The sequence below is a fragment of the Pseudomonas sp. O230 genome (assembly GCF_045447035.1).
Lineage (GTDB): Bacteria > Pseudomonadota > Gammaproteobacteria > Pseudomonadales > Pseudomonadaceae > Aquipseudomonas.
The window spans coordinates 142,669-164,541 of the sequence record NZ_JBJGXN010000004.1 but is presented as its reverse complement, the minus strand read 5'-3'; the positions used below and the strand labels follow the sequence as shown (position 1 = coordinate 164,541).

General features: G+C 60.6%; 21 protein-coding genes. 14 read left to right on the top strand and 7 right to left on the bottom strand.

All coding sequences use genetic code 11. The features are described from left to right. Window positions 1-49: 49 nt before the first annotated feature. The gene (locus tag ACI77H_RS09690) at window positions 50-682 is read right to left on the bottom strand and encodes a response regulator (RefSeq protein WP_407011708.1); all 633 of its coding nucleotides are present in this window, start codon (window positions 680-682) and stop codon (window positions 50-52) included. A gap of 352 nt (window positions 683-1,034) precedes the next feature. On the opposite strand from ACI77H_RS09690, the gene ACI77H_RS09685 reads away from it, so the two are divergent. From ACI77H_RS09685 to ACI77H_RS09645, 9 genes are all read left to right on the top strand, one after another. Beyond that, window positions 1,035-1,664: a DUF1120 domain-containing protein gene (locus ACI77H_RS09685; RefSeq protein ID WP_407011707.1), complete on the top strand. Its 630-nt coding sequence runs from the start codon at window positions 1,035-1,037 to the stop codon at window positions 1,662-1,664. A 66-nt stretch (window positions 1,665-1,730) separates the two neighbouring features. Continuing rightward, complete coding sequence (locus tag ACI77H_RS09680; RefSeq protein WP_407011706.1) at window positions 1,731-2,351, top strand: DUF1120 domain-containing protein; 621 nt, start codon at window positions 1,731-1,733, stop codon at window positions 2,349-2,351. Window positions 2,352-2,403: 52 nt separating this feature from the next. Then, a complete protein-coding gene (locus ACI77H_RS09675) occupies window positions 2,404-3,120 on the top strand; it encodes a fimbria/pilus chaperone family protein (protein WP_407011705.1) in 717 nt (238 codons plus the stop codon). Between the two features lie 117 nt (window positions 3,121-3,237). Then, window positions 3,238-5,703, top strand: coding sequence for a fimbria/pilus outer membrane usher protein (locus ACI77H_RS09670; RefSeq protein WP_407011704.1), 2,466 nt, complete (start codon window positions 3,238-3,240; stop codon window positions 5,701-5,703). A 10-nt stretch (window positions 5,704-5,713) separates the two neighbouring features. Next, window positions 5,714-6,856 carry a DUF1120 domain-containing protein gene (locus ACI77H_RS09665; protein ID WP_407011703.1) on the top strand — a complete coding sequence of 381 codons (1,143 nt, stop codon included), beginning with the start codon at window positions 5,714-5,716 and terminating at the stop codon, window positions 6,854-6,856. A gap of 82 nt (window positions 6,857-6,938) precedes the next feature. Continuing rightward, complete coding sequence (locus tag ACI77H_RS09660; protein ID WP_407011702.1) at window positions 6,939-7,562, top strand: DUF1120 domain-containing protein; 624 nt, start codon at window positions 6,939-6,941, stop codon at window positions 7,560-7,562. A gap of 79 nt (window positions 7,563-7,641) precedes the next feature. Continuing rightward, window positions 7,642-8,259 carry a DUF1120 domain-containing protein gene (locus tag ACI77H_RS09655; RefSeq protein WP_407011701.1) on the top strand — a complete coding sequence of 206 codons (618 nt, stop codon included), beginning with the start codon at window positions 7,642-7,644 and terminating at the stop codon, window positions 8,257-8,259. A gap of 106 nt (window positions 8,260-8,365) precedes the next feature. Next, complete coding sequence (locus ACI77H_RS09650) at window positions 8,366-8,962, top strand: DUF1120 domain-containing protein (protein WP_407011700.1); 597 nt, start codon at window positions 8,366-8,368, stop codon at window positions 8,960-8,962. 74 nt (window positions 8,963-9,036) lie between these two features. Next, window positions 9,037-9,687, top strand: a complete 651-nt coding sequence (locus ACI77H_RS09645) for a DUF1120 domain-containing protein (RefSeq protein ID WP_407011699.1) — start codon at window positions 9,037-9,039, stop codon at window positions 9,685-9,687. Here the strand turns inward: ACI77H_RS09645 and ACI77H_RS09640 are convergent, their stop codons facing one another. The 6 genes from ACI77H_RS09640 to ACI77H_RS09615 form a co-directional block, all read right to left on the bottom strand. Next, window positions 9,688-10,986 carry a CynX/NimT family MFS transporter gene (locus ACI77H_RS09640; protein ID WP_407011698.1) on the bottom strand — a complete coding sequence of 433 codons (1,299 nt, stop codon included), beginning with the start codon at window positions 10,984-10,986 and terminating at the stop codon, window positions 9,688-9,690. It abuts the gene before it with no gap. Then, the gene (locus ACI77H_RS09635) at window positions 10,976-11,635 is read right to left on the bottom strand and encodes a FadR/GntR family transcriptional regulator (protein ID WP_407011697.1); all 660 of its coding nucleotides are present in this window, start codon (window positions 11,633-11,635) and stop codon (window positions 10,976-10,978) included. The genes ACI77H_RS09640 and ACI77H_RS09635 overlap by 11 nt, the downstream gene beginning before the upstream one ends. Before the next feature lie 245 nt (window positions 11,636-11,880). Further along, complete coding sequence (locus ACI77H_RS09630; protein ID WP_092272917.1) at window positions 11,881-12,645, bottom strand: amino acid ABC transporter ATP-binding protein; 765 nt, start codon at window positions 12,643-12,645, stop codon at window positions 11,881-11,883. Window positions 12,646-12,655: 10 nt separating this feature from the next. Further along, entirely contained in the window at window positions 12,656-13,753 is a 1,098-nt protein-coding gene (locus ACI77H_RS09625) for an amino acid ABC transporter permease (protein ID WP_407011696.1), read from the bottom strand. 10 nt (window positions 13,754-13,763) lie between these two features. Next, window positions 13,764-14,945: an amino acid ABC transporter permease gene (locus ACI77H_RS09620; RefSeq protein ID WP_407011695.1), complete on the bottom strand. Its 1,182-nt coding sequence runs from the start codon at window positions 14,943-14,945 to the stop codon at window positions 13,764-13,766. A 65-nt stretch (window positions 14,946-15,010) separates the two neighbouring features. Then, on the bottom strand, window positions 15,011-16,042 hold the full coding sequence (locus ACI77H_RS09615) for an amino acid ABC transporter substrate-binding protein (protein WP_407011694.1): 1,032 nt from the start codon (window positions 16,040-16,042) through the stop codon (window positions 15,011-15,013). 469 nt (window positions 16,043-16,511) lie between these two features. Here ACI77H_RS09615 and ACI77H_RS09610 point away from each other — a divergent pair, with 469 nt between their 5' ends. From ACI77H_RS09610 to ACI77H_RS09590, 5 genes are all read left to right on the top strand, one after another. After that, window positions 16,512-17,168, top strand: a complete 657-nt coding sequence (locus ACI77H_RS09610; protein ID WP_407011693.1) for an alpha/beta hydrolase — start codon at window positions 16,512-16,514, stop codon at window positions 17,166-17,168. A gap of 98 nt (window positions 17,169-17,266) precedes the next feature. Beyond that, entirely contained in the window at window positions 17,267-18,754 is a 1,488-nt protein-coding gene (rhlB, locus tag ACI77H_RS09605; protein WP_407011692.1) for an ATP-dependent RNA helicase RhlB, read from the top strand. A gap of 141 nt (window positions 18,755-18,895) precedes the next feature. Further along, entirely contained in the window at window positions 18,896-19,843 is a 948-nt protein-coding gene (locus ACI77H_RS09600; RefSeq protein ID WP_407011691.1) for an ornithine cyclodeaminase family protein, read from the top strand. Window positions 19,844-19,987: 144 nt separating this feature from the next. Then, on the top strand, window positions 19,988-21,115 hold the full coding sequence (locus ACI77H_RS09595; RefSeq protein WP_407011690.1) for an NAD(P)/FAD-dependent oxidoreductase: 1,128 nt from the start codon (window positions 19,988-19,990) through the stop codon (window positions 21,113-21,115). Window positions 21,116-21,205: 90 nt separating this feature from the next. Then, window positions 21,206-21,832 carry a transcriptional regulator gene (locus ACI77H_RS09590; RefSeq protein ID WP_150633437.1) on the top strand — a complete coding sequence of 209 codons (627 nt, stop codon included), beginning with the start codon at window positions 21,206-21,208 and terminating at the stop codon, window positions 21,830-21,832. Window positions 21,833-21,873 lie beyond the last annotated feature (41 nt).

The following is a 21,873-nucleotide window of genomic DNA, read 5'->3' as shown; positions in this document are numbered from 1 at the left end:
GGAACACTACTGGCATTCGTGGCGCAAATACCCTCTGGTGTGCCCAAGCCTAATGCACCATGCCACTCTCACGGGCATAGGCAAACAGGTCCACATCCGTGGAAATGCCCAGCCGCTGCATGGCCATGTTTTTCTGTTTGCTGATGGTCGAAACGCTGCGCTTGAAGTGACCGGCGATCTCACTGACGGTCATGCCACTGGCGAGCATTCTGACCACTTCGTGCTCTTTTGCCGAAAGCACAGCGGAACCCGACTGACCGCGCGCGTCTGCCTGAAGCAGCGCCGTGCGCAACGACTCGCTGATATAACGACGCCCTTCACCCACCGATTTGATCGCCTGGGGCAGTTCCTTGGCCGACGCGCCTTTGTCGATGATCGCCACCACGCCTTGTGCAAACACCGCCCTCAGCGTAGTGACGTTGGCAAACATCGTGACCAGAATGATCGGCATCGTCGGGTAGCCACGTCGCACCCGGCTCAGCATCTTCAGCCCATCGGCCTGCAAGTTGCCCGGCATGCAAAAGTCGGTGATCAACAGATCACAAGGCATCGTGCACAGCAGACTCAACAGACTGTCGGGCCCCTCCGCCTCCCCTACTACCACACATGTCCGGTTCAGATCGACGAGCATTCGCATGCCGATACGAACGACCGGATGGTCGTCAGCAATGATTACGCGCATTGTCGGATTTATCCTGTTTGGTGACTGGAATGCGCGAAAAATAGCGCTGTCCGGGTCCTACCACAACGCCCTTTCCCGAGCGTAAAACCACCTCACCCAATGTATTCGGGGGCCAGGTCTTTCTCCTATGCAACAAAAAGAACCGCCCTACATTTACAAGCTACATCGGCTGCACAGAAGGACTACAGACAACGTGATTTAGGAGAACGATTTGTAGTCCGCAACACGCTTTCATACACCGCCCCCTCCCTTTTCGTATTAGTTGCATTCCGCCTGGCTACTTCGACCGATAGATTGCGCCCTGCCCGTATAGGGCAACTCCCAACTATCGTTCATCAAGGAAGAGCCATATATGAACAAGCGTTTACCCCTTCTGACCGCTGCCTTGCTGCTGACCGGTGGATCGTCGGCGTTCGCGGCATCCAGTACTGACCTGACCGTCGCGGGCATCATCACTCCGGTGGCTTGCACACCTAGCCTGGCCAATGGCGGTGTCGTGGATTTCGGAAAGTGGTCAGTCAAGGATCTCAACCAAACCAATTGGACCTTTCTAGGCCGCCCCTCGTTGAAATTGACCGTTGATTGCGATGCCGCACAAACGTTTGCATTGCACCTGAAAGACAATCGCGAGAACTCCGCATTTCGTTCGCACTTGTATGGTCTCGGCCTGATCAATACCAACCAGAAGCTCGGTGGGTTTGATCTGGGCTTTAGTGGTGCAACCACGGAAAACGGCTCAATAGACGTCCTCGTTTCCGCGGACCGGGGCACTACGTGGTCCCCCTCTACCGTCGCCGGACATGTTCCCGGAACATGGACTGCATTTGGCGATCGTTCTACGGGAACCTTGTTGCCGACCCCAATCAAGAATCTGACTGTGGATATGGAAGTGGGCGCAATCATCGCCCGGACTGACAGTTTGACCCTCACCGATGAAGTGCCGATCGACGGCGCCGCGACCCTCGAAGTCATTTACCGTTAAGCCATGTTCATCAACGGGTAACGCCCGACACACGGCGTTGCCCGCTCACTCAAAGGACGACCCATCATGGACAGATGCTCCCTCGCTCTATTGACCCCACTGTTGATCGCCTGCGCCCCCGTGGCCTTCGCCGCCAGCAGCACCCACCTGAGCGTCACCGGCCTGATCACCCCCAGCGCCTGCACACCCAGCCTGTCCGGCGGCGGCATCGTCGACCACGGCAAAGTGACGGTAAAAGACCTGAGGCCGGACCAGCCCACGGCCCTGGAAAACGGCACGCTGTATCTGGAGGTGAATTGCGGTGGCGCCACGCCGTTTACCCTGACGACGATCGACAACCGCAAAGGCACTTCCGCCTTCCACCCCAATAGTCACGGGCTGGGCGCCATCAACGACGATCAGAACCTGGGCAGCGTTGCACTGGGCCTGTTCGATACGGTGGCCGATGGGGTTGCGGTGAGATCCATCATTTCCCTCAACGACGGTGCCACCTGGCGAGTGTCCTCCTACCTGGGGCACGCCGGCCGGACCGCGTTCGCGGCATTGAACGACCTGAGCACACCGATTGCCATCAAGGATTTGCGTGCGCGGCTCACGGCGTTTACCACCATCGTTCGCGCCAACGACCTGCCGTTGACCGACGAAATCCCCATCGACGGGCATGTCACCGTGCAACTGAATTATTGATAGGCCGGGTATTCCCGGCTCCATTTTTTTCGAACATTCAACGAGACATGTCATGACGATGTTTTCCAAAGTCACCCGTCATCTGTTCCATTCCGGCATCGGCGTATTCGCCCTGCTGCTGACCGCACACGCCCAGGCCGACGGCATGGTGCCGGACACTTCGGTGGTCATCGTCAACGAGGCCGACGGCGAAGCGTCCGTGTCCGTGACCAACACCGATGCCAACCTGGCGTTGATGCACGTCACCCTCGAAGACATTGCCGAAGACAGCGAATCGCTGGTGTTCGTGACACCACCGCTGGCGCGCGTCGAAGCGGGTAAAACTCAATTGGTGCGGTTCATTCTGCAATCGGAAAAACCCTTGCTGACCCAGCGTTTGAAGCGGGTGATCTTCGAAGGCATCCCCCAGGGCAAAGCGCCCGCCGAGGCAGGTCAGGCGCGGGTCGGCGTAACGGTGCGGCAGAATTTGCCGGTGATCCTGCACCCCAAAGGCCTGGCGCCTAATCGCACGCCGTGGACCGATCTGAAATGGTCGCTGAAGGACGGGCAACTGACCGTGCGCAACGACACGCCGTATGTGGTGCGTCTGGGCCAGGAAGTGCAATTGTTGCCGTCGACGGGCAACGCGATGTTGCCGAAAACCTACGTGCTGCCCGGTGAACACATCAGCATCAAGGTGCCCGAAGGCGCCGCCACCCAGGTGCGTTTTCAACCGGCGACGGTCTACGGCTTTGCAGTGCCGCATTACGAGGCGCCCATCCAGTCCTGAACCACCCTGACGGCATCATCAAGGAACGATGAACGCCCATGTTTCAAGGCGATGGCCGCTTGGCCGTTGCCACAGGCGTGCCTGTAACCGCACGCCGCAATAACCCAAGTGAACCTGATGAACACAGTATCGAATTACCGTGATGGCGAAGCCGTGCCCGCTATTCGGGCCGCCGCTCGCCCTCATCCATGGCGGCAAACCACATGGGCGTTGCTGCTGAGCAATGCGCTGATGATGCTCGACGCCTACGGTGAGGTGTCGCTGCCGGCGTCGTTCGACAAAGACACGTTGCTGCAACGCGGCATCGATCCGGCGTTGGCGACGCTGCTGATGCAGGCGCCGCAGTTCACGGCCGGGCGCCACCCGGTCACGCTCACCGTCAACGGCCAGCGCCGTGGCCGGGTCGACGTCACGTTCAATCGCGAAGGGGCTTTGTGCTTCGATCGCGCGCTGCTCGATGCGGCAAACCTTACGGTGCCGGCAATTACGCTGGACGATGGCCAGTGCCACGATTTTCTCGGCACCGCGCCGCAGACCGTCATCAACCCGGACCCGGCGAGCCTGGCCCTGTCGTTGATCGTACCCACCGACGCGATACGCCCCACTGCCCGGGATTTTTCCGGCTATCAAACCGGCGGCATTGCCGGTTTGATCAACTACGACGTCACCGGTTTGCACAGCCGTTCTGGCGACAGCACCAGCCGCTACGCCTCGGCCAACACCGAACTGGGCTTCAATGCCGGTGACTGGATCGTGCGCAGCCGTCAGGTGCAGACCTGGCAGGACGACATTTCCCGCACCACGCACATTGCGGCCTACGCCCAGCGCACTTTCGCCAGCCAGGAAGCGGTGCTGCAGGCGGGTCAGATCAACCTCTACAACCCGGTGCTCGCCGGTGCGCAGATCACCGGCGTGCAAGTGCTGAACGAGCAGGCGCTGCAAGTCGAAGAGCAAGGCGCGGTCATTGAAGGGATCGCTAACAGTCAGGCCCAGGTCGAGGTCCGCCAGAACGGTTCGCTGATCCATTCCACGGTGGTGCCGGCCGGCCCGTTCGCGCTGACCAACGTGCGGCGGCTCAACACGCACTCCGACGTGGAAGTCACGATCAAAGAGGACGATGGCAGCGAGCGCCGTTTTACCGTGCCGGCCGCCATGTTGGGGATCGGCCTGCCCGCGCCCGGTTATTCGCTGGGCGTCGGTCAGGTGCGCAGTGTCGGTGACGCGCAGGGGGGCGATCCCTGGGTCATCAGCGGCGGCTGGAGCGGTGCGCTCACCCCGCAAGTGTTGCTCAGCGCCGGCCTGACCGGCGCCGCCGACTATCGCGCAGCGGGTGGCAGCGTCGGCCTGTTGCCCTCGCCCGTGACCCAGGTGCAAGCCACACTGACCGGCGCGGACGCCAGCGGCAAACAAGCCAGTCAGGGGCTTCAGGCTGACCTGAGCGTCTCGCATCGCTTGAACGATCAGTGGGCGCTGAATGCCGGCAGTTCTTACCGAACCCAGGGCTACCGGGAGCTGGAAGATGCGGTGTTCGCCAACACCTCCGACAACAGCAAATCCCGTTACCGCGATCAGCAAAACGCGGCCCTGTCGTGGTCGCATCCATGGCTCGGCGCCTTCAGCAGCGGCTTCAGCCGCTCCAGCTCGTTCGACGGTCAAAGCAGCAGCCGCGCCCTCGCGTCCTGGGGCACCAGCATCGCTGGCGTATCCGTCTCGGCGACCGCCGAATGGCAGGTCAGCGGTTCGAACCGCAACGATGACAGCGTCTACCTGAACCTCAGCATTCCGCTGGGCGAGAACCGCCGGGCGCGGACCTGGGTGCGCAGTTCCGCCGGCGAATACCGCAGCGGCGTGGGCTTGAGTGAACGGGTCAACGATCAACTGGGTTACCGGGTTGGCGTCGAACACGACACGCGCAATAAACAGGTGCAGTCCACGGCCGGCGTTTCGCTGCTGCCGCGCTACACCCAGCTCGATCTCAATTACACCCGCGCGGATGCCGAGCGCTCCAGCTATCAGGCCAGCGCTCGCGGCGGCGCGGTGTTGCACGGCGGCGGCGTGACGCTGTCGCCGTACCCGGTGAGCGACACCTTTGCGCTGCTGTCGGTGGGCGACATGGGTTCGATCAAAGTGTCGACGCCCAGCGGTCCGGTGTGGACCGACTGGCAAGGTCAGGCGGTGATCCCGCAAGTGACGGCTTACGGCAAAAGCCCGGTGGAAGTCGACACCAAAACCCTGCCGCGCAACGCCGACATTCACAACGGGCTGGCGGTGATTTCGGCCGGTCGCGGCGCCGTCGACAATGTTGAATTCGGCATCACGATGACCCGTCGCGCCTTGCTCAAGGCCACCACCGCCAACGGCGCGCCCCTGCCGCGCGGGGCCTCCGTGAATACCGAGGATGGCGAGTTCGTGACCCTGGTGCAGGACGGCGGCCTGGTGTTTTTGCCCAACGTCCTCGACCGCCGCCCGTTGTGGATCAGCGCGCCGGGGCTGGAGCGCTGCGAACTGCGCTTCGAACTGCCCGCCGACGCCGACACCAACGCGTACTACGAAACCGCCCCCGCCAAGTGCCGAGCACTCTGAGGATGACTTCATGAACCTGTCACGCTATCTGCTGCTGACCTTGGCGCCCCTGGCACTGAGCGGATTCACGCCACTGGCCTCGGCGTCCACGGACGACTGCCAGTTCAACCTGAGCCAGCCGGTGCTCGATTACGGGCTGATGAACCGGGCGATACGGCCCGATGCCGCACCGGAGCGCAACCTCGGTGTGCGCCAGCTCAGCCTGACCTTGAGCTGTGCGCAGCCCATCGACATGAGCCTGTTCTACCGGGCCATGGCCGCGACCGCCGAACGCTTTCACTTCGCCGAACGCGGCAGCTATCAGATGCGGATTCGCGACGCCGTGCTCGATGGGCAATCGGTCGAGATCGGGTTAATTGCCGGGGTCGGTCAGCCACCGGCAGAGATGGCGTCGAGCCTGATCTGGCGACCGAAGCACGGGGTCGTCCCGCTGCAGGCAGGCGCGCCAATGCAGGGCCGCAGTTTCTCGGCGCAGCTTGAGCTGACGGCCTGGGTTCAAGAGCAAGGCATGCAAGTGCGTGACGCGGTGACCTGGGAAGCCTTCGGGGCGTTCGATGCCGTCGCACCCGGACTCACTCGCGAGGCGACCTTGCGCGCCCGCTTCGCTCCGGCAGCCTGCGAGCCGGTGCTGTCCAACGGCGGTGTGGTCGACTTCGGCACCTTGTCAAAAAAAGACCTGCACTCAGACAAGGACACACACCTGCCGCCCAAGTCGTTGACGCTGATGGTCGGCTGCGACGCGCCGGCGTCCTTCGCCTTGGTCATGCATGACAACCGCTCAGGTTCGGCGACGCTCGACAGCGAGATCGACTACGGCCTGGGCAAGGACAGCCGCGGCAACAGGATTGGCCGTTTTTCACTGCGCGTAGACCCGGCCACCGCCCATGCCGACGGCTTCGCCCGCCTCTATCGAACCGACTCCAGCACCGCCGGCATGGCCTGGAGCACCGGCAGCGCCAGCCCGGTTGCCATCGGCAAAAGCCGCTACCTGGCGTTCACCGACAACGCCGGCAGCGGCGCCGGCCCGGTGCTGATCCAGAACCTCAGCGCCACGGTGACCGTCGACGCCGTCATCGCCCCCACCAACAGCCTGGACCTGAGCAGCGCCATCGACCTCGATGGCGCGGGAACGATCGAGATTATTTACCTGTAACACCCAACCCGATCCTGCTGGATCCGGGACGCACTTGAACGTCTCGGGGCAGTCAGGGCACTACCTAAGAAGTGAGTAAACAATGATTAAAAAGTACTTTGCAGCACTCTCCGCCACTGCGCTGATTGGCGTTGCGCCTTATGCGCTGGCGGCTTCGAGCACTGATTTGACGGTGACTGGCGTTATTACCCCGAACGCGTGTACGCCGACGCTTGCCGGTGGCGGGATTGTCGATTATGGCAAGCGTTCAGCCAAAGACTTGAGGCCGGACCAAGCCACGTCACTGGGCTGGGAGACATTGCAGCTCACCGTGAACTGTGACGCAGCGACTGAGTTCAGGTTGTTACCGACCGATAACAAGTCCGGCACGAGTTATGATGGCAGCGATTTCGGACTCGGCTTTATCAATGTTGATCAGAAGCTTGGTAGTTTCATTGTAAGAATCCAGGACCCCATAGCAGATGGTGTTGCCGTACAGCCATTGGTGTCCACTACCAATGGAAGTACTTGGTTTGCTAGCCGTTTAGTGGAGCCTAACCTGCTCTCGGCATTCGGCGCTGTAGGGGGCGCGGCCACGCCGATTGCCATCAAGGATCTGCAGACAAACCTTAGGGTATTGGCTCGAATTGCCCGCGCCGACTCACTGGACCTGACCAACGAAGTCGCTCTCGATGGTTCGGCCACCCTCTCCATCGTCTACCCATAACCCCGTAGCCCGACCTTGCCCGAGGTCCTGCTTCGGGCAAGGACTGATTCCGCTCACTCCACATAGCGAAACCTGTCCCATGAAAAAGATTCCACACGCTCTGACGATGGCGTTCATCGTCCTGACTTCGCCACTCACCTTCGCCTCGTCGACAGACCTGACGGTCACAGGCCTCATCACCCCGAACGCGTGTACGCCGACGCTTTCCGGTGGCGGGATCGTCGATCATGGCAAGTTTTCAGCCAAAGAATTGAATCAGGACAAACCCACGCAACTGCCTAGCGAGATCTTGCAGCTAACCGTGAACTGTGACGCACCCGTCGCGTTCAGGCTGCTTCCGACCGATAACAAATCCGGAACGCGTACTGGTAGCAATCAATTCGGCCTGGGCTATATCAATGTCGATCAGAAGCTCGGCAGTTTCGACGTACGGTTTATGGCACCGATAGGAGATGGCGTTGCCGTGTCCCCATTGGTATCCCTGGACAATGGCAACACGTGGATAAATGAATCGTATTTCAACAATGAAAAACTCTCCGCGTTTGGTGCGCTCGGTGGCCCGACGACGCCAATTGCAATCAAGGACCTGCAGACAGACCTTAGAATCTGGACCGAAATCGCCCGCGCCGACTCACTGGACCTGACCAACGACGTCCTGCTCGACGGCTCGGTCACCCTCACCATCGACTACCCATAACCCCGTAGCCCGACCTTGCCCGAGGTCCTGCTTCGGGCAAGGACTGATTCCGCTCACCCCACACAGCGAAACCTGTCCCATGACAAAAATTCCACAGGCTCTGACGATGGCGTTCATCGTCCTGGCTTCACCACTCACCTTCGCCTCGTCGACAGACCTGACGGTCACAGGCCTCATCACCCCGAACGCGTGCACGCCGAACCTGTCCAGCGGCGGTATCGTCGATTATGGAAAGATTTCGGCAAAGGATTTGAAACAGGACACGTCGACCCGCCTCGAAGACCGAACACTGACGCTGGACGTGAAGTGCGACGGTCCCATGCCCTTCGCCCTGTTTGCCAAGGAAAATCGCCCCGGCTCGGCCTCGTCTGCCTCCAGCCTGAATTTCGGCTTGGGCAAAATCAATGAAACCCAGAAGCTGGGGAATTATTTTCTGACGATGATAAATGCCGTCGCCGATGGCGTAGCCGTACAGACAATCAACTCCGTGGATGGGAAGAACGACTGGAAGTCCCAGATTTTCATGTGGCCCGGACAATACATGTCGGTGGCGGCCACCGGAAATCCGGGCTTTCCGATCCCTATTCAGCACGTAACTATGGACCTGGGCATCGTTGCTTCGATTGCGCGGGCCGACGGACTTGATCTGACCAACGAAGTCCTGATCGATGGTTCTGCAACGCTTGAGATGAACTACCTGTAATTCGGGGCGCCGCATTATCGGCAACGGTGATGCGGCACTGGAACACGGCAAATCCACGAAAAGGATTTTCATGAATGAACAAATACTTCACAGCCCTCTCGGCAACCTTACTGTTCAGCACTGCCCACCACGCTCTCGCGACATCTGCGGTTGACCTGAGCGTCAAAGGCACCATCACCCCCCTCGCCTGCACTCCGATGCTGTCCAACAGCGGACTCGTCGACTACGGAAAAATCTCCCGGCAGGACCTCAGCGCCGACAAACGCACGCGACTGCGCGACCAGACACTCGACCTCAATATTCAGTGCAATGCGCCCGCGCGATTTGCCCTGCTGATGCGCGACAACCGCGACGGCTCGGCCATCGTCAACAGCGAGATTTATTACGGCCTGAACCACGACCAAAGCCACAATAAAATCGGCTTGTATTCGCTGAACTTCGATCCCGTCAGCACGGTGGTGGACGACCTGACGCAGGTCTATCGAACCGACTCGACCACGGGCGGCAAAGCCTGGAGTTCGTCGAACAGCCAGGCCATTCCGATTGGCTCCCGAAGCTATCTCGGTTTTACCGACAGCGCAGGCAGCAGCGCCGGCCCGGTTGCCATTCGCAATCTGACCAGCCGGGTGACGGTTGAAACGGTCATCGCGCCCACCTCCGAACTGGACCTGAGCACCGAGGTGCAGCTCGACGGCTCGGCGACCCTGGAAGTTGTTTACCTGTAGTCAGACCTTTTCGCTGACCACCTGCACGTACAACGAACGCCCGGCACCGAGGCCGGCAAGGATGGCGCCGAGGCCAATCACGCCGAAGATCCAGCCTATGGCGTTCCAGCCACCGGTCCAGTCGTGCACGATGCCCACCGCGAAAGGCCCCATGGACGCCAGGGTGTAACCGAAACCCTGGGCCATGCTCGACAGGTTCGCCGCCACGTGCGAGTCCCGCGAGCGCAGCACGATCAGGGTCAACGCCAGGCTGAACGTACCGCCCTGCCCCAGACCGAGCAGAATCGCCCAACCCCACAGGCCTTCGATCGGTGCGTAGAGGCAGCCGAACAGACCGCCGAGGGTCAGCGCCATGACGATCACGATCGCCAGGCGCTGATCCTTGCCGCGCGTGGCCAGCCAAGGAGCGGCCAAAGAACTGGCGAGTTGAATGAGCACCGAACCCGACAGCACCAGGCCGGCCTGGGTCGGCGTGAGGCCGCGACCGATCAGGATCGATGGCAACCAGCCGAACACGATGTAGGCCAGGGAGGATTGCAGGCCCATGTACAAGGTCACTTGCCAGGCCAATCGATCGCGCAACAAACCGCGAACGCGGTAGGCCACGTTGTGCGCGCCGTGTTTCTGCCCGACTTGCGGCAACCAGAAAATCGCCGCCGCCAACGCCGGAATCACCCAGAAGCCGAGGCCCAGCGCCCAGCTTTTGTCGAAGTGCTCGCTCAATGGCACGGTCGCGCCTGCTGCCATGGCCGCGCCCAGACACAACGCCATGGTGTAGACGCCGGTCATGGTTCCAGCGTGTTTGGCGAAGTCGCGTTTGACGATACCCGGCAGCAGAACGCCGATCACACCGATGCTCGCACCGGCCAATACACTGCCGGCAAACAGACCGATCTCACCGAAGGAACTGCGCAGAATGATCCCGCCGGCCAACGTCAGCAGAATGCCCAACACCACGCGTTCAGCGCCGAAACGTCGCGCCAGAATTGGCGCCAATGGCGCAAACAGGCCGAGGCACAGCACCGGCAAGGTCGTCAGCAAACCGGCCTGCGCCGCCGACAACCCGAGGCTTTTCGAGACCTCGCTGAGCATCGGCGCCATGCTCGACAGCGCCGGGCGCAGGTTCAGTGCCACCAGAATCAGGCCCAGTAACAACAGCCACGGACGGCGCAGGATCGGGTGACTTTGCTGGACCGCTTCGTCATCGGCCTCGGCGTCGATCAGCAGCTCTTCAAGCTCCGCCGTGCGTTTGGCTTGAGCGTTATGACTGGACATGGCGTTCTCGGTTTCAAGGTTCATTGATCAACTGCCTCGACAAGGCTTTGGCGCGTTCCGGGTCGCGTTGTTCGACGGCATCGAGCAGTTCGATATGCAGGTCGAACACGGCCTGACGGCGTGGCGTGATGTTCAAGGTCTGGCGCAATTGCGCGCCGACGATGCTGGAGAAATAGCGATACAACTCGCTGAGGGTGGGGTTGTGCGCGGCGTCTACCAGGCGACGGTGGAACACCAGATCGCAGGCGATGTAGCTGTCGAGATCGCCGTGGTAGTGATCGCCGCTGATGTTGAGTGCTTTGCGTAATTCGATGAGGTCTTCGTCGGTCCTGCGGATCGCGGCAAGGCCGATGGCCTCGACTTCAAGAATGTGCCGGGTTTCTCGCGCTTGCTCAAGCGAGCAGCGCGACAACGCCTTCAGGGTGTCCAGCGGATCGATCACCGCTCGCAGGTAGCTGCCGTCGCCCTGACGGATTTCGATCAAACCGGAAAACGCCAACACACGCATGGCTTCGCGCACGGTGTTGCGGCTGATGCCCAGTTCTGCCGACAGCTCAGGCTCGGTGGGCAGACGTTGGCCGACGGTCCAGACGCCTTCGGTGATGCGCAGGCGCAATTGGTCCAAGGCCTGATCGACCAGGGATCGCTTAATTAATGGAGACATTTCTGACATAGGATTCGCCCTTTCATCCAATCATAGGATGAATTTTCGGACATGTTAGTCAGCTTAGTCCGACAGGGCAAACGGGTTTACCCCGCCTGCCACCCGTGATATCGCCTGACACACCGCTATAGCCGGCAAGCCAGCTCCTACAATTTCGCGCCCGGAGCGCCATTTCGTACAGGGATCGTGGTGGGTTTCTGCGGGCGAAAAAAACCCGGAACAGCGTCCGGGTTTTTTTCACGGCCTGGCTTCGATCAATGCAGGATCTGGCTCAGGAACAGTTTGGTGCGGTCGTTCTGCGGGTTATCGAAGAAGTCGTTCGGCGCAGCCTGCTCGACGATTTCGCCCTTGTCCATGAAGATCACGCGGTTGGCCACGGTGCGGGCGAAGCCCATTTCGTGGGTCACGCAGAGCATGGTCATGCCGTCTTCGGCGAGGCCGATCATGGTGTCCAGAACCTCTTTCACCATCTCTGGGTCGAGGGCCGACGTCGGTTCGTCGAACAGCATGATTTTCGGTTTCATGCACAGCGCGCGGGCAATCGCCACACGCTGTTGCTGACCGCCGGACAATTGCCCCGGGAATTTATGCGCCTGCTCCGGAATGCGTACGCGTTCCAGGTAATGCATGGCGATTTCTTCCGCTTTACGCTTGGGCATCTTGCGCACCCACATCGGCGCCAGCGTGCAGTTCTGCAGGATGGTCAGGTGCGGGAACAGGTTGAAGTGCTGGAACACCATGCCGACTTCACGGCGGACCGTTTCGATCTGCTTGAGGTCGTTGGTCAGTTCCACGCCATCGACCACGATGCGGCCCTGCTGGTGTTCTTCCAGACGGTTGAGGCAGCGGATGGTGGTGGATTTGCCGGAACCCGACGGGCCACACAGGACGATACGCTCGCCCTGTTTAACGTTCAGGTTGATGTCTTTCAACACGTGGAACTGGCCGTACCACTTGTTCACGCCCTGCATCTGAATAATGCCTTCAGGGCTCACAGGCTGTTTGATTGCTTCGCTCATTTCAGAACTCCTAACGCTTGTGGCCAGTGTCGAGCTTGCGTTCCAAATGCATGGAATAGCGCGACATGCCAAAACAGAAAATCCAGAACACCAGGGCCGCGAACACATAGCCTTCAGTGGCCATGCCCAACCATTTCGGGTCGGCGGCAGCTTGTTTGACGCTGTTGAGCAGGTCGAACAGGCCGATGATGATCACCAGGCTTGTGTCCTTGAACAGCGCAATGAAGGTGTTGACGATGCCCGGGATCACCAGCTTCAGGGCTTGCGGCAGAATCACCAGGCCCATGCTGCGCCAGTAACCGAGGCCCATCGCGGCAGCCGCTTCGTACTGACCCTTGGGAATCGCTTGCAGACCGCCGCGCACCACTTCGGCCACATAGGCCGACTGGAACAGGATGACGCCGATCAGCGCCCGCAGCAGTTTGTCGAAGTTCATGCCTTCAGGCAGGAACAGCGGCAGCATCACCGAGGACATGAACAGCACCGTGATCAACGGCACGCCGCGCCAGAACTCGATGAAAGTCACGCAGACCACACGAATCGCCGGCATGTTCGAACGACGGCCCAGGGCCAGCACAATGCCCAGCGGCAACGCGCCGGCAATACCGACGGTGGCGATCACCAGGGTCAGCATCAGGCCGCCCCATTGGCTGGTCGCCACGTTGCTCAGGCCGAACAGACCGCCATGCAGCAGGAAGTAGGCGATGATCGGGTACAGCACCAGGAAGCTCAGCCCGTACACCGCTTTACGCGGGAAGCGCGAGATGAACAACGGCGCCACGCCGATGACCGCCAGCCACACGGTCAGGTCCACGCGCCAGCGCAGGTCCGCCGGGTAGTAGCCGTACATGAACTGGCCGAAACGCTGCTGGATGAACACCCAGCAGGCGCCCTCCTTGGTGCAGTCGGCGCGGGTGGTGCCGACCCAGTTGGCGTCGATGATCGCCCACTCGAGGATCGGTGGCACGACGAGGTAAATCAGATAGAACGCAAACAGGGTCAGCAGGGTGTTGAGCCAGCTGGAGAACATGTTCGCGCGCATCCATGCGACCACACCGATGCTGCTGCTCGGTGGAGGCATGTCAGGCTTGAAAGTATGAGTACTCATGCGCTTTTCCTTACCGCTCGATCAGCGCAATGCGCTTGTTGTACCAGTTCATCAGCAGGGAAATGCTGATACTGATCGCCAGGTACACGCTCATGGTGATGGCAATCACCTCGATCGCCTGACCGGTCTGGTTCAGCACCGTACCGGCGAACAACGAGACCATCTCCGGATAACCGATACCGGCCGCCAGCGAAGAGTTTTTCGCCAGGTTCAGGTATTGGCTGGTCAGCGGCGGGATGATCACGCGCAGGGCTTGCGGGATGATCACCTTGCGCAGCGTCGGACCGTTGCGCAGGCCCAGCGAGTGAGCCGCTTCGGTCTGGCCGTGGCTGACCGACTTGATGCCCGAACGCACGATCTCGGCGATGAACGCCGCGGTGTACACGGTCAGGGCCAGGGTCAGCGCCAGCAGTTCCGGGATCAGCACCCAGCCACCGACGAAGTTGAAGCCTTGCAGCTTGGGCATTTCCCAGTGCAGCGGGGCACCGAAGATCAGCGCGCACAACGCCGGGATCACCAGGAACAGCGCCAGGCCGGTCCAGAACTTGTGGAACGGAACACCGGTGGCTTCGAAACGCTTGTTGGCCCAGCGGCACATCAGGACGATGGCGACGATGGCCACGACAACGCCGACCACAAACGGCCAGAAACCGTCCGCCGCCAATGCGGCCGGCATGTTCAGGCCGCGGCTGCTGACGAAGAAGGTGTCGCCGAAGTTATGGCTGTTGCGGGGCCCTGGCATGGTCAGGAATACCGCGAAGTACCAGAACAGGATTTGCAGCAGCGGCGGAATGTTGCGGAAGACTTCCACATAAACAGTCGCCAGCTTGCTGATGATCCAGTTCTTCGACAACCGTGACACGCCGACGATGAACCCGAGGATGGTCGCCAGGATCACGCCGATGAAGGTCACCAGCAGCGTGTTGAGCAGGCCGATGACAAACACCCGGGCATAGCTGTCCGATTCGGTGTAGTCGATCAGGTGTTGAGCGATACCGAAACCGGCACTGCGCTCCAGAAAGCTGAAACCGGAGGTAATGCCCCGGTGTTGAAGGTTGGTCTGCGTATTGTCGAACAGATACCAGCCCATCGAGACCACCGCCACAATGGTGATGATCTGAAATAGCCACGCACGCACTTTGGGATCGCTGAGGCTGAGCCTCTGCTTTGGTGCGCCGATTGAATTTTGCATGAAGTGCCCCGGATGTAATGGAACAGAACATCACCCGGCAGTTGGCCTACCGGGTGATAGAACCATCAGCGCACTGGTGGTGCGTATTGAATGCCGCCGTTGTTCCACAGAGCGTTCAGCCCGCGGTCGATGGCCAGCGGAGTGCCCTTGCCGAGGTTTTTCTCGAACACTTCACCGTAGTTGCCCACTTGCTTGACGATCTGCACGACCCAGTCTTTCTTCACTTTCAGGTCTTTGCCGTATTCACCGTCAGCGCCCAGCAGACGAGCAACGTCCGGGTTTTTGGTGGATTTGGCTTCAGCTTCAACGTTCTTCTGGGTGATACCCATTTCTTCAGCGTTGAGCATGGCGAACAGAGTCCACTTGACGATGCTGAACCACTCTTCGTCGCCTTTACGCACGACCGGGCCCAGAGGCTCCTTGGAGATGGTTTCCGGCAGAACGACGTAGTCGTTCGGGGTCGCCAGCTTGCTGCGTTGTGCGTAGAGCTGGGATTTGTCGGAGGTCAGCACGTCGCAACGACCGGATTCCAGCGACTTGGCGCTTTCATCGGAGGTGTCGAAAGTGATCGGGGTGTATTTCAGACCGTTGCCGCGGAAGTAGTCGGAAACGTTCAGCTCGGTGGTGGTACCGGCTTGAATGCAGATGGTGGCGCCGTCGAGCTCTTTAGCGCTTTTCACGCCCAGCTGCTTGCTGTTTACCAGGAAACCGATGCCGTCATAGTAAGTCACGCCGGCAAACACCAGGCCCATGCCCGAATCGCGGGAGCTGGTCCAGGTGGTGTTACGCGACAGCACGTCGATTTCGCCGGACTGCAGCGCGGTGAAGCGCTCCTTGGCGTTCAACTGGCTGAATTTGACTTTGGTCGCGTCGCCGAATACGGCAGCGGCCACAGCGCGGCAGACGTCGGCGTCGATACCGATGATCTTGCCATTGGAGTCCGGAACCGAAAAACCAGGCAGGCCATCACTGACGCCGCACTGTACGAAACCTTTCTTCTGCACTGCATCCAGGGTTGCACCCGCCTGAGCGAACCCACTGACACCGAGCACTGCGGCTGCAGTCACGATGGCCAGGGTGGATTTCAACATCTTCATTCAAACCTCCAGTTTTGCTCTTGTTGTGTCGGAGCGTGAGTCCAGTCGCACCCTTATGAGGCGTTGTCGACCCGTGTTGGCTTTTTTTGGGGTCGACCGACGTAAGACCTTAGCTATGAGTCTAGTAGGAGAAAATCCAAATCATGGACCACTCACTTCTCACCAATCGGCCGAACGGGCTGTAGCCCTTTCACGTTCGCGAAGCCCGTAGCGGCCGCTGGCGAACATCCATCACCGGATTTTTTTTGCTATCCCACCAGGAACAATGGCCTGATAGTGTTACCGACAGGCGTGGGATTTTCGTACAGGCTTTCCCATAGCAAAGCCCGTACCAGACCGCTCGCTAAAGCGATTCAGCGACAGGTCAATAGCAAAACTTGTAGCCTTGCGACATCTTCTTAACGGATCAACCAGACGCGCACTTACATCTCGCACTTAATGAGAGCGCACGCACAAAATTGGAGCAGCCATGACCGAGCCCTTGATTCTTCAACCCGTCAAGCCCGCAGACGCCTGCGTTATCTGGCTGCACGGCCTGGGCGCCGACCGCTATGACTTCCTGCCGGTGGCCGAGGCTCTGCAAGAAACCCTGCTGACGACCCGCTTCGTCCTGCCTCAGGCACCGACCCGTGCGGTGACCATTAATGGTGGTTACGAGATGCCGAGCTGGTACGACATTCTGGCCATGAGCCCGGCGCGTGCAATCAGCCGCGAGCAGCTGGAAGAGTCGGCGCAAAGGGTGATTGATTTGATCGAAGAGCAGCGCGCGGGCGGAATAGACGCCTCGCGGATTTTTCTGGCAGGTTTTTCCCAGGGCGGCGCCGTGGTATTCCACACCGCGTTTGTGAAATGGCAGGGAGCATTGGGCGGCGTACTTGCCCTCTCGACTTATGCACCGACCTTCAACGATCAACTGCAACTCTCCGCGAGCCAACAGCGTATTCCGGTGCTGTCGTTGCACGGTCAGTACGATGACGTGGTGCAAAACTCGATGGGGCGCACCGCCTATGAGTATTTAAAGCAGCATGGTGTCACCGTGACATGGCAGGAATACCCAATGGGTCACGAAGTGTTACCCGAGGAAATTCGCGACATCGACGCCTGGCTCGCTGAACGCCTGCGTTAACGGCTCAGGCGAAAAACAGCCCATTGATCCATCCCCCTACGCCGCGCCCGGTTCTTGCATTACACTGGCCGCCGTATATTCCTTAATCAATTGATGAGATGACCGTGCTCAAAGCACTCAAGAAAATGTTCGGTAAAAGCGAGACTGAGCAGCTCGCGCCAGTCTCCAGCGCTCCGTCTCACACCCCCAGCCACCGCACCGACGGTAATCAGTCTGGCCGGACCGCCCCCGTAGCGGCACCGAAACAAGAGCCTGTCGCGACACCGGCCCTCCCGCCTGTTGAAGAGGCGACCCCCGAACAACCGAGCAGCGAAGTGCCGAAACCGGCAAAACCGCGTCGCGAACCCAAGCCAAAAGCGCCGGTCATTCCCTGGAAACTCGAAGATTTTGTCGTCGAACCCCAGGAAGGCAAAACCCGATTCCACGACTTCAAACTCGCCCCGGAACTGATGCACGCCATCCAGGACCTGGGCTTCCCGTACTGCACGCCGATCCAGGCTCAGGTGCTGGGCTTCACCCTCGCCGGCAAAGACGCCATCGGTCGCGCCCAGACCGGCACCGGCAAAACCGCGGCGTTCCTGGTTTCGATCATCACCCAGTTGCTGGAAACACCGCCGCCCAAGGAACGCTACATGGGTGAACCGCGGGCGCTGATCATCGCGCCAACCCGCGAACTGGTGGTGCAGATCGCCAAAGACGCCGCCGACCTGACCAAGTACACCGGCCTCAACGTCATGACGTTTGTCGGCGGCATGGACTTCGACAAGCAGCTCAAGCACCTCGAAGCGCGTCATTGCGACATCCTCGTCGCCACCCCGGGCCGCTTGCTCGACTTCAACCAGCGCGGCGACGTGCACCTGGACATGGTCGAAGTCATGGTCCTCGACGAAGCCGACCGCATGCTCGACATGGGCTTCATCCCGCAAGTGCGTCAGATCATTCGCCAGACCCCGCCGAAGAACGAGCGCCAGACCCTGCTGTTCTCCGCGACCTTCACCGAAGACGTGATGAACCTCGCCAAGCAATGGACCACCGAGCCGTCGATCGTCGAGATCGAGTCGCAGAACGTGGCCAGCGAAAACGTCGAGCAGCACATCTACGCGGTGGCCGGCGCCGACAAGTACAAGCTGCTCTACAACCTGATCAACGACAACGGTTGGGAGCGGGTGATGGTCTTCGCCAACCGCAAGGATGAAGTGCGGCGCATCGAAGAGCGCCTGGTGCGCGACGGCGTCAACGCCGCGCAATTGTCTGGCGATGTGCCGCAGCACAAGCGCATCAAGACCCTGGAAGGCTTTCGCGAAGGCAAGATCCGCGTGCTGGTGGCCACCGATGTCGCCGGTCGCGGCATTCACATCGACGGCATCAGCCACGTGATCAACTTCACCCTGCCGGAAGTCCCGGACGACTACGTGCACCGTATCGGTCGTACCGGTCGGGCCGGCGCCGATGGCGTGTCCATCAGTTTTGCCGGTGAAGACGACTCCTACCAGTTACCGTCCATCGAGGCGCTGCTGGGTCGCAAAATCAGCTGTGAAACGCCACCGACGCATCTGTTGCGGGCGGTTGAGCGCAAGCACCCGTAACGCGGGTCGCACTAAAAGAGGCGCAGCCGGCAACGGACTGCGCTTTTTTTTCGTTCGGTTTTTTTTCAACAGGAGCTTGCTCGGCAGAACTAAAAGTCCATAATAGACAAATTAGTTTACTTCCAGCTCCCGGAGCCGACCATGTCCAGCACGCCTCATGTGATCACCCAACCCCAGGCCCGCGAACTGCTGGCACAGGTCGACGTTCCGCAGATCCTGCGCAAACTGTTCCGCGACCTGGCTGCCGGGCAAGCGGTGCAGCCGGCGCAGCAACTGGTGGAATTCCCCAAGGGCGCCGGCGACTTCATCAACTACCTGGGCGTGCTGGCCGAAGACGGTGTCTACGGGGTCAAGACGTCGCCGTACATCGTGCGCGAACAAGGCCCGCTGGTAACCGCGTGGACCTTGCTGATGTCGATGCACACCGGCCAGCCGCTGTTGCTGTGCGATGCCGGTGAACTGACCGTTGCGCGCACCGCAGCCGCGACCGCCGTTGCGGTGGACGCCCTCGCTCCGCTTGAAGCCCGGCGCCTGGCAATCATCGGCAGTGGCAAAGTGGCCCAGGCGCACCTGCATTACGTGAAGAACCTGCGGGACTGGCAAAGCATCAGCCTCTATTCACAAGGCCTGAACGATCTGAGTCCAGACGCACTGGCCCAGCTCAAAGGTCTCGATCCACGCCTGACGCTGGTCGACAGTTGTGAAACAGCCCTTCAGGAAGCCGACGTGATCATGCTGTGCACGTCGTCAGCGGGGCCAGTGATGGATCCGGCAACCCTGAGCAAACCAGCGTTGATAACCTCCATCAGCACCAACGCACCTCGCGCCCACGAAGTGCCGCCGCAGAGCCTCAACGACATGCACGTCTTCTGCGACTATCGTCTGACCACGCCAGGCTCGGCGGGCGAAATGCTGATTGCCGGCGAACAGCATGGTTGGGACAGGAACGCGATCGTCGGCGACTTGCCGGATTTGATCAGCGAAAAGGTCCAGCGCCCCGATTACGACCGCCACGTATTCTTCCGCTCGATCGGCCTGGGCCTGGAAGACATCGCGGTGGCCAACGCCATCTACCGCCTACAGCACTGACATCACAAACCCTGTGAGAGCGGGCTTGCCCGCGATGCAGACGCCAAGCTCAATCAGGCACACCGCGGTGATGCAATCGCGGGCAAGCCCGGCTCCCACAGGTTTCTCTTTAGCAATGGCATTTACGCTCGACAGGAGACGTTCATGAGCCAGGCAGACTTCATCATCATCGGCGGCGGGATCGCCGGCGCTTCCACCGGTTTCTGGCTGTCGCAGCACGCCCGAGTGATCGTGCTCGAACGCGAATCCCATCCGGCCTACCACTCCACCGGACGTTCCGCCGCACTGTTCACCGCCGCTTATGGCACACCGCAGGTCCGGGCACTGACCCAGGCCAGTCGCGATTTCTTCGACGCCCCGCCCGCCGGTTTCTGCGAACACCCGCTGCTGACCCCGCGTGGCGAGATGACCGTGGATTTCACTGGCGACCCGGCCGAACTGAACAATCAATACCTCAGCGCCAAAGCCACGGTGCCGGAGATGCAACTGCTCAACGCCGAAGAAGCCTGCGTGCGCCTGCCGATCCTGCGCCGGGAAAAAGTCCATGGCGCGATCTACGATCCGACCGCCAGCGACATCGACACCGACGCCTTGCACCAGGGTTACCTGCGCGGCATCCGACGCAACAAAAGTGAAGTGCATACCGACACTGAAGTCCTGAGCCTGACCCGCGGCGGCGAAGGCGTGTGGCAGGTTCAAACCAACGGCCAGACCTTCAGCGCCCCGGTCATCATCAACGCCGCCGGTGCCTGGGCCGACAAGATCGGCGAACTGGCCGGTGCCAGGCCGCTGGGCCTGCAACCGAAGCGCCGTGCGGCGTTCATCTTCGCCGGGCCGGAAGGCGTGGACATTCACAATTGGCCGATGCTGGTCAGCCTCGACGAGTCGTTCTACATGAAGCCCGACGCCGGCATGTTCCTCGGCTCGCCGGCCAACGCCGACCCGGTCGAACCACACGACGTGCAGCCCGAAGAACTGGACATCGCCATGGGCATCTACCAGATCGAAGATGCCACCACCCTGACCATCCGCCGTCCGACCCGCACCTGGGCCGGCCTGCGCAGCTTCGTCGCCGACGGCGATTTGCTGTCCGGCTTCGATCTGCAGGTGCCGGGGCTGTTCTGGGTCGCGGCGCAAGGCGGCTACGGCATCCAGACTTCGCCCGCCATGGGCCAGGCCAGCGCCGCGCTGGTACGCGGTGAAGCACTGCCCGAGCAACTCACGCGCTTCGGCCTGGATGCCGGGATGCTCTCCCCCGCTCGCCTGGGCTGATCCACGTGCTCAGGTGACGTGTCGACACGATTACGGCAAACTTCCAGCGCCCTTTTTGCAGGGCGCTGACGCTGCCTGGAGCTCCACTGTATGAACGCACCTGTAAAAGACCCGGCCCTGGACAACTTCCGCGCGATCGCCGATGCCATCGCCACGTTGTTCTTCCCCCACGCCGAGGTGGTGCTGCACGATCTGCGCACGCAAAAGATCGATTACATCGCCAACAATCTGTCCAAACGCGAAGTCGGCGACGATGCCGCGCTGGAAGACATGCTCAGCGATGACATCAGCGAACGAAACATCGGGCCATACGAAAAGTTGAACTGGGATGGTCAGAAGATTCGCAGCCTGAGCAGCGTGCTGCGCGACAGCGACGGTCATCCGCTGGCGGTGCTGTGCATCAACCTGAATATTTCGCTGTTCGAAAATGCCAAGGCTGCGTTGGACCTGTTCCTGTCGCCGAACAAGCTGATTCCGCAACCGGACTCACTGTTCCGCGATGACTGGCAGGAGCGGATCAACACCTTCCTCCACGGCTGGCTGCGCGAGCGTCAGCTGAGCCTGAACCTGCTGACCCGCGACCACAAACGCGAACTGGTGCTGGCCTTGCACGCCGAAGGCGCCTTCAAGGGCAAAAGCGCCTCGAATTATGTGGCCAACGTGCTGAACATGGGGAGAGCGACGGTGTACAAGCATTTGAAGGAATTGAAGGGCTAAACAACCGCCTCCCCCCGGATTGCCTGCGAAACACGCAACTG

What these genes read in the sequence shown, in the direction of transcription:
- ACI77H_RS09690 (WP_407011708.1), bottom strand. Translation starts at nt 682, where the DNA reads ATGCGCGTAATCATTGCTGACGACCATCCGGTCGTTCGTATCGGCATG.
- ACI77H_RS09685 (WP_407011707.1), top strand. Translation starts at nt 1,035, where the DNA reads ATGAACAAGCGTTTACCCCTTCTGACCGCTGCCTTGCTGCTGACCGGT.
- ACI77H_RS09680 (WP_407011706.1), top strand. Translation starts at nt 1,731, where the DNA reads ATGGACAGATGCTCCCTCGCTCTATTGACCCCACTGTTGATCGCCTGC.
- ACI77H_RS09675 (WP_407011705.1), top strand. Translation starts at nt 2,404, where the DNA reads ATGACGATGTTTTCCAAAGTCACCCGTCATCTGTTCCATTCCGGCATC.
- ACI77H_RS09670 (WP_407011704.1), top strand. Translation starts at nt 3,238, where the DNA reads ATGAACACAGTATCGAATTACCGTGATGGCGAAGCCGTGCCCGCTATT.
- ACI77H_RS09665 (WP_407011703.1), top strand. Translation starts at nt 5,714, where the DNA reads ATGAACCTGTCACGCTATCTGCTGCTGACCTTGGCGCCCCTGGCACTG.
- ACI77H_RS09660 (WP_407011702.1), top strand. Translation starts at nt 6,939, where the DNA reads ATGATTAAAAAGTACTTTGCAGCACTCTCCGCCACTGCGCTGATTGGC.
- ACI77H_RS09655 (WP_407011701.1), top strand. Translation starts at nt 7,642, where the DNA reads ATGAAAAAGATTCCACACGCTCTGACGATGGCGTTCATCGTCCTGACT.
- ACI77H_RS09650 (WP_407011700.1), top strand. Translation starts at nt 8,366, where the DNA reads ATGGCGTTCATCGTCCTGGCTTCACCACTCACCTTCGCCTCGTCGACA.
- ACI77H_RS09645 (WP_407011699.1), top strand. Translation starts at nt 9,037, where the DNA reads ATGAACAAATACTTCACAGCCCTCTCGGCAACCTTACTGTTCAGCACT.
- ACI77H_RS09640 (WP_407011698.1), bottom strand. Translation starts at nt 10,986, where the DNA reads ATGAACCTTGAAACCGAGAACGCCATGTCCAGTCATAACGCTCAAGCC.
- ACI77H_RS09635 (WP_407011697.1), bottom strand. Translation starts at nt 11,635, where the DNA reads ATGTCAGAAATGTCTCCATTAATTAAGCGATCCCTGGTCGATCAGGCC.
- ACI77H_RS09630 (WP_092272917.1), bottom strand. Translation starts at nt 12,645, where the DNA reads ATGAGCGAAGCAATCAAACAGCCTGTGAGCCCTGAAGGCATTATTCAG.
- ACI77H_RS09625 (WP_407011696.1), bottom strand. Translation starts at nt 13,753, where the DNA reads ATGAGTACTCATACTTTCAAGCCTGACATGCCTCCACCGAGCAGCAGC.
- ACI77H_RS09620 (WP_407011695.1), bottom strand. Translation starts at nt 14,945, where the DNA reads ATGCAAAATTCAATCGGCGCACCAAAGCAGAGGCTCAGCCTCAGCGAT.
- ACI77H_RS09615 (WP_407011694.1), bottom strand. Translation starts at nt 16,042, where the DNA reads ATGAAGATGTTGAAATCCACCCTGGCCATCGTGACTGCAGCCGCAGTG.
- ACI77H_RS09610 (WP_407011693.1), top strand. Translation starts at nt 16,512, where the DNA reads ATGACCGAGCCCTTGATTCTTCAACCCGTCAAGCCCGCAGACGCCTGC.
- rhlB (WP_407011692.1), top strand. Translation starts at nt 17,267, where the DNA reads ATGACCGTGCTCAAAGCACTCAAGAAAATGTTCGGTAAAAGCGAGACT.
- ACI77H_RS09600 (WP_407011691.1), top strand. Translation starts at nt 18,896, where the DNA reads ATGTCCAGCACGCCTCATGTGATCACCCAACCCCAGGCCCGCGAACTG.
- ACI77H_RS09595 (WP_407011690.1), top strand. Translation starts at nt 19,988, where the DNA reads ATGAGCCAGGCAGACTTCATCATCATCGGCGGCGGGATCGCCGGCGCT.
- ACI77H_RS09590 (WP_150633437.1), top strand. Translation starts at nt 21,206, where the DNA reads ATGAACGCACCTGTAAAAGACCCGGCCCTGGACAACTTCCGCGCGATC.